The sequence below is a fragment of the Verrucosispora sp. SN26_14.1 genome (genome assembly GCF_004307965.1).
In the GTDB taxonomy this organism is placed as follows: domain Bacteria; phylum Actinomycetota; class Actinomycetes; order Mycobacteriales; family Micromonosporaceae; genus Micromonospora.
In genome coordinates, this window is sequence record NZ_SISL01000364.1 from 1 (window position 1) to 5956 (window position 5956).

Genomic DNA, 5956 nt, shown 5'->3' on the forward strand with positions numbered 1-5956 from the left:
GGCCTGCGGAGCCGGCCGGCGGTCAGCGGGCCGGGTCGGTGGCGTCGAGGCGGGCCAGCGCGTCGGCACGGGTCTCGACGAGCGGGAACACCTCGTCCAGGCGGGTGACCCGCAGTACCTGACGGATCAGCGGCGATCTCGCCGCGACACAGAGGGTCGCGCCACGCTCGGCGACGCGGTGGTGGGCCCGGACGAGCAGGCCCAGCGCGGTCGAGTCGATCAGGTCGGTGCGGCCGAGGTCGACCACCACGTGGCCGCCCATGTCGGTCGCGTGCCGCAACGCCAACTCCAGGGCGTCGCCGGTGTCGAGGTCGACGTCACCGGCGATGGTCACCACGGTCACGCCGTCGAGGTGCTCGATGCCGGTGACGCCTCCCGGTACGCCGTCGGGGGCCGGGCCGAGTCGGGTGCAGTGGGCGCATCGGTGCGGGCCGTCGGCGAGCGGGGAGCCGCTCCATCCGTGCTCGGAGAGCAGCGTCCACACCACCTCGCCGCCCGAGGGCGCACCCGACCCGGTGACGATGTCACCGCAGTTGTCGCAGGTCAGGGTGACCAGGTGGTCGTCCAGTGCAACGGCCATAGCGCGCTCCTTTCCACGTCAGAGGGGGTCGGCCCCACCCTGCCGCCGGCAGGTGGCGGGTACCGCGCGGACGCATGACGGTTCGGTGACGAATGCGTTTCCGGCGACGGCGGGTCGGATGGCTGACGCGAGGTGTCGAACCGCCTGACCGATTTGCAATGATTGATACAGAGAGATCAACCGATGCCGGTATCTTCCGGGAGGTCGCAGATGCGCAACGGAATACCCACCGACGAGCCGGTCGGCAAGCTGGACGTGGTGCACCGCTTCCGAGGCCCGATGCCGACCGGGGTCACCGTCTCGCACCGGGGACGAATCTTCGTCAACTTTCCCCGCTGGGGCGACGAGGTGCCCGCGACCGTGGTCGAGCTGCGACGCGGACGCGAGGTCCCCTATCCCGACCGGGCGTGGAACACCCCGTCCGGCAACGACGACGCCTCGGCCTTCGTGTCCGTGCAGAGCGTCGTCGTCGACCCCGCCGACCGGCTCTGGGTGCTCGACACCGGCAGCCCGATGTTCCAACCGACCGAGCCGGGCGGGCCGAAACTGGTCCGGATCGACCTGCGTACCGACACCGTCGCCCAGGTGATCACGTTCCCGCCCGACGTGGCACTGCCCACCTCGTACCTCAACGACGTCCGCTTCGACCTGCGGCGCGGCGAGGCGGGCCTGGCGTACCTCACCGACTCGGCCGACGGGGCACCGAACGCGCTGATCGTGGTCGACCTGGCCAGCGGCGAGTCCTGGCGGCGGCTCAACGACCATCCGTCGACCAAGGCCGCGCCGCTGGCGGACTTCCGCCCGGTGGTCGAGGGCCGCCCGTTCCTGGTCCGGCCGCCGGACGGCCCGCCCCAACCGGTGGGCGTCGGCGTGGACGGCATCGCCATCTCCGCCGACGGGGCCCGGCTCTACTACTGCGCCCTCGCCACCCGCCGCTGGTACAGCGTCGCCACCGACGCGCTGGCCGACCGGACCCTGACCGACGCGGCGGTGGCGGCGACCGTGATGGACGAGGGCGACAAGGGCGGCGGCGCCGACGGGCTGGAGTCCGACGACGCCGGACGCCTCTACCTGACCAACTACGAACACAACGCCGTGCTGCGCCGACGACCCGACGGCGAGTACGAGACCGTGGTGCACGACGCACGGCTGCTCTGGCCGGACACGCTCAGCGTGGCCACCGACCGGCACCTGTACGTGATCGCCAACCAGGTGCACCGGCAGCCGCCGTTCAACCGGGGACGGGACCTGCGACGCAAGCCGTACGCACTGTTCCGGACCCGGATCGACGCCGGTCCGGTGCTGTTGCGGCCCTGACCCCGTTCGGGTGGTCGGCGGCATCGCCGCACCTGGCGTGCCGTCGGCCGCCCGTAGCGTCGGGGAGCAACGCCCACGAGCGGAGGAGAGGGTCGTGACCGAGCCGGAGGAAGAACGCGAGAAGACCGCGAAGACCGACCAGGTGCTCTTCTCCCCCGACGGCGATCCGCACCACGACCCGGCGCAGGCACCGCAACCCGACGAGCACCTGCCGTCGCTCTTCTCCCACGACGGCGAGACCGACGTGGTCGACGACGAGCAGTGAGCACGGGCACCCCGGTCAGGCGGCGCTGACAGTCCCGCGCCAGCCGGGACGGGTCGTGCGTCTTGCCAGCCGCCGCCCTGCCGACTGATAATCATCGATGTTCCTGAGCCGGACGACCACGGGCACCGGGCAGCCCTCGATCGGAACACCGCCCTGTCCGCACCCCCGTCCGGAGGACACGTCCCGATGAGAACGGCGATCAGACTGTGGTGCGCCGCCCTGGCGGCCATCGCGTTGACGGCGCTGGCCGCGCTGTCGGTCCCGACACCCGCTTCGGCAGCGACACTGACCGAGGTCACCAACTTCGGCACCAACCCGAGCAACCTGCGCATGTACCTCTACGTGCCCGACCGGGTCGCGCCCCGGCCGGGGCTGCTGGTCGCGGTGCACTACTGCACCGGAAGCGGGCCGGCACTGCACTCCGGCACCCAGTTCGCGGCACTGGCCGACCGGTACGGCTACATCGTCGTCTACCCGTCGGTGACCCGCAGCAGCCAGTGCTTCGACGTCTCCTCGCCGCAGGCGCTGCGCCGGGGTGGCGGCAGCGATCCGGTGGGCATCATGTCGATGGTGGACCACGTCCGGCAGCGCTACCCGGTCGACCCGGCACGGATCTTCGTCACCGGCGTCTCGTCCGGCGCGATGATGACCAATGTGCTGCTCGGGGTCTACCCGGACGTGTTCGCCGCCGGGGCGGCGTTCGCGGGCGTACCGTTCGGCTGCTTCGCCACCACCAACGGCTCGGAGTGGAACAGCGAGTGCGCCAACGGGCAGGTGACGCGTACTCCGCAGCAGTGGGGTGACCTGGTCCGCGCCGCGTACCCGGGCTACACCGGAGCACGACCGCGCATGCAGATCTGGCACGGCACCAACGACGACATCCTGCGGTATCCGAACTTCGGCGAGCAGGTCAAGCAGTGGACGAACGTGCACGGGGTGAGCCAGACCCCGACGACGACCGACAGTCCGCAGGCCGGCTACACCCGGACTCGGTACGGGGGCAGCGGCGGCACCGCGCCGGTCGAGGCGATCAGCATGCAGGGGGTGTCGCACAACCTGCCGGTCGACGCCGCCGGTGCGCTGCGGTTCTTCGGTCTGGACAGCACGCCGCCGACCACCACCCCGACGCCGACGATCACCCCCACCACCCCGCCGCCGACCCCGACCGTGCCGCCCAGCCCGACCGTGCCGCCGGGCGCGGGTTGCCGGGTGGGGTACACGGTCAACGCCTGGAACACCGGGCTGACCGCCTCGGTGACGATCACCAACACCGGCCCGACCACGGTCAACGGCTGGAGCCTGGCCTTCACGCTGCCCGGTGGGCAGAGCATCACCGGCGGCTGGAACGCCACCTACGCCCCGACCTCAGGCGCAGTGACCGCCCGTAACGCCACCTACAACGGCACCATCGCCCCCAACGGCTCGGTCACCATCGGCTTCCAGGCCACCCACGGCGGCAACACCGCCACCCCGTCGGCCTTCGCCCTCAACGGCACGCCCTGCGCGGTCGCCTGACCCGGACCGGCGTACCCCTCGCCACCCGGCGGCGCCCGCGCGGTCCACGGCCGCGCGGGCGTCGCCACGTTGTCACTAATCGTCTTATGTCGATATATTGGTGTCAAGGAAAGCGTTTGCCCATCCCACCGCCCCGCCCGGCAGGCGCGCCACCACCGATCCACACACCGGAGGAACCGCATGCTGCTCAGGACAACGAAGGGACGACCACGCCTCGGCCTGGTGGTCGTCGCCGCGCTGGTGCTCCTCGGCACCGCCGAGACGGTCACCGCGCCGGCTGCACGGGCCGCCACCGTCGACCCCAACGCCACGTACGTGTTCGTCAACCGGCACAGCGGCAAGGCGATGGACGTGTGGAACTGGTCCACCGCCGACAACGCCCCGGTCAACCAGTTCACCCGCAACGACGCGGCGGTGCAGCAGTGGCGCTTCGTCGACGTGGGCAACGGCTACTACCAGATCCGCTCCGTGCACAGCGGCAAGGTCCTCGAACTGCCCAACGCCAACGACGGCGTCCAACTCGTGCAGAACGCGCCGGTCAGCGGCAACAACCGGCAGCACTTCCGGCTGGCCGACTCCGACAGCGGTTACGTCCGCTTCGTCAACCGACACTCCAACAAGGCGCTCGACGTGTGGGAGTGGTCCACCGCGGACGGCGGCATGATCTCGCAGTACCAGGACGTCGGCGGCACCAACCAGCAGTGGCAGTTGGCCGTCCTGGGCGGCTCCAGCGGCTGCGGCAGCGGTGCGTTCCAGGCGGAGGCCGTCCTGGCCGGCGGCACCTGGACCGCCCGTAACGGCGGCAGCACGGTCTACACCGGCACCGACATGCGCGCCGCCGTCCAGGCGGCGGTGAACAGCCTCAGCGCCGGCCGGACCAGCAAGCAGCGGGTCGTGGTCCGGGGCTCCGGAACGATCAGCGCCGGGTCCCGCATCTCGCTGCCCAGCTACACCACGATCGACGTGTGCGGCACCATCAACGTCACCGGGTCCGGCACCGGCGACCAGGCCCCGATCTACTCCCGCGGCACCACCCAGGTCGAGGTGCAGAACCTCAGCGTCACCGGCGCCCCGTTGTACGGCATCTTCATGCGCAACGTCACCAACGTGATCCTCGGGCAGATCGACATGCGGCTCTCCGGCGGTCTGGGCGTCCGCATCGACAACCGGGGCGACACCAGCCAGTGGTCGCGCAACATCCGCATCGACAACGTGTACGTCTCCGGCGCCCGGGCGCACGCGGTCGAGACGTACGGGGTGGACGGGCTGACCATCGGCACGGTGACCGCCCGCAACGTCGGCGAGTCGGGTCTGCTGCTCAACGAGACCATCAACGCCACGGTGACCACCGTGGACGCGGAGAACGCCGGTACCGGTACCGGTTACGCCGCCTTCCGGGTCGCCAACCGCGCGGGTCGGATCGGCTCGTCGTACCCGATCAACATCCGGGTCGGTACGGTCCGCGCGCGCGGCGGCGGCCGGGGCGTCTTCTGCGTCTCGGAGTCCGGCGGCACGGCGATCAACCGGGTGGACATCGCCAACACCGGCAACAACGCCGTCCTGATCGAGAACTGCACGGGCGTGGACATCGCGGCGGGCGGCGGCACCATCAGCGGTGGCGGGGAGGTCCGCCTGGCGGCCCGTGCCGAGTTCCCCGGCAACCGGGACATCACCCTGCGGAACTTCACGCTGGCCAACAACCGGATCGTGGAGAACCCCTGTGCCACCAACCTGACCATCAGCAACGTCACGCTCTCCAACGCGAGCATCAGCCGCTGCTGACCCCCCGCACACCGCGCCCGGCGCGCCGGGCGCGGTGTGCGGTGTGCGGTGTGCGGAGTGCGGTGTGCGGAGTGCGGAGTGCAGTGTTAGCAAGGGCCCCCTGCTATGCACGAGGCGTTAGCAGGGGGCCCTTCCTTTCATCTCAGCTGGCGGTGCAGGTGGGGGTGGCGGTCGGGCCGGTCCCGTTGCCCTGGAAGCCGAACTCGGTGGTGGTACCCGCATTCACGGTGCCGTTGTAGCTGACGTTGCGGAAACTCACGTTGCCGCTGGTGCCGCTGCCCTGGGCGTTCCAGGTGTTGGTCACCGTGCTGCCGCTGGGCAGTGCCACCGTCACCGACCAGCCGTTCAGTCTGGTCGAGCCGGCGGTGACCCGGACGGTGGCGACGAATCCGCCGGTCCAGGAGTTCAGCGACACGGTCGCGGTGCAGCCGGATCCGCCGGGCGGCGGAGTGGTCGGCGGCGGGGTCGTGGGCGGCGGCGGGGTCGTGGTGGGCGGC

Annotated in this window: 6 protein-coding genes; 4 read left to right on the forward strand and 2 right to left on the reverse strand. The window is 71.0% G+C overall.

Translation table 11 applies throughout. The annotated features are described in order from the left end of the window. Positions 1 to 22 precede the first annotated feature (22 nt). Positions 23 to 580 carry an STAS domain-containing protein gene (locus EYA84_RS24480; RefSeq protein WP_131055733.1) on the reverse strand — a complete coding sequence of 186 codons (558 nt, stop codon included), beginning with the start codon at positions 578 to 580 and terminating at the stop codon, positions 23 to 25. A gap of 210 nt (positions 581 to 790) precedes the next feature. On the opposite strand from EYA84_RS24480, the gene EYA84_RS24485 reads away from it, so the two are divergent. From EYA84_RS24485 to EYA84_RS24495, 4 genes are all read left to right on the forward strand, one after another. Continuing rightward, complete coding sequence (locus EYA84_RS24485; protein WP_131055734.1) at positions 791 to 1897, forward strand: L-dopachrome tautomerase-related protein; 1107 nt, start codon at positions 791 to 793, stop codon at positions 1895 to 1897. A 94-nt stretch (positions 1898 to 1991) separates the two neighbouring features. Further along, complete coding sequence (locus tag EYA84_RS33015; RefSeq protein WP_162854384.1) at positions 1992 to 2162, forward strand: hypothetical protein; 171 nt, start codon at positions 1992 to 1994, stop codon at positions 2160 to 2162. A 186-nt stretch (positions 2163 to 2348) separates the two neighbouring features. Further along, complete coding sequence (locus EYA84_RS24490; RefSeq protein ID WP_131055736.1) at positions 2349 to 3677, forward strand: PHB depolymerase family esterase; 1329 nt, start codon at positions 2349 to 2351, stop codon at positions 3675 to 3677. A gap of 180 nt (positions 3678 to 3857) precedes the next feature. Next, entirely contained in the window at positions 3858 to 5459 is a 1602-nt protein-coding gene (locus EYA84_RS24495) for an RICIN domain-containing protein (protein ID WP_131055738.1), read from the forward strand. A 142-nt stretch (positions 5460 to 5601) separates the two neighbouring features. On the opposite strand, the gene EYA84_RS24500 is transcribed toward EYA84_RS24495, so the two are convergent. Next, the coding region (locus EYA84_RS24500) for a cellulose binding domain-containing protein (protein WP_201272467.1) at positions 5602 to 5956 on the reverse strand (355 nt) is incomplete at its 5' end.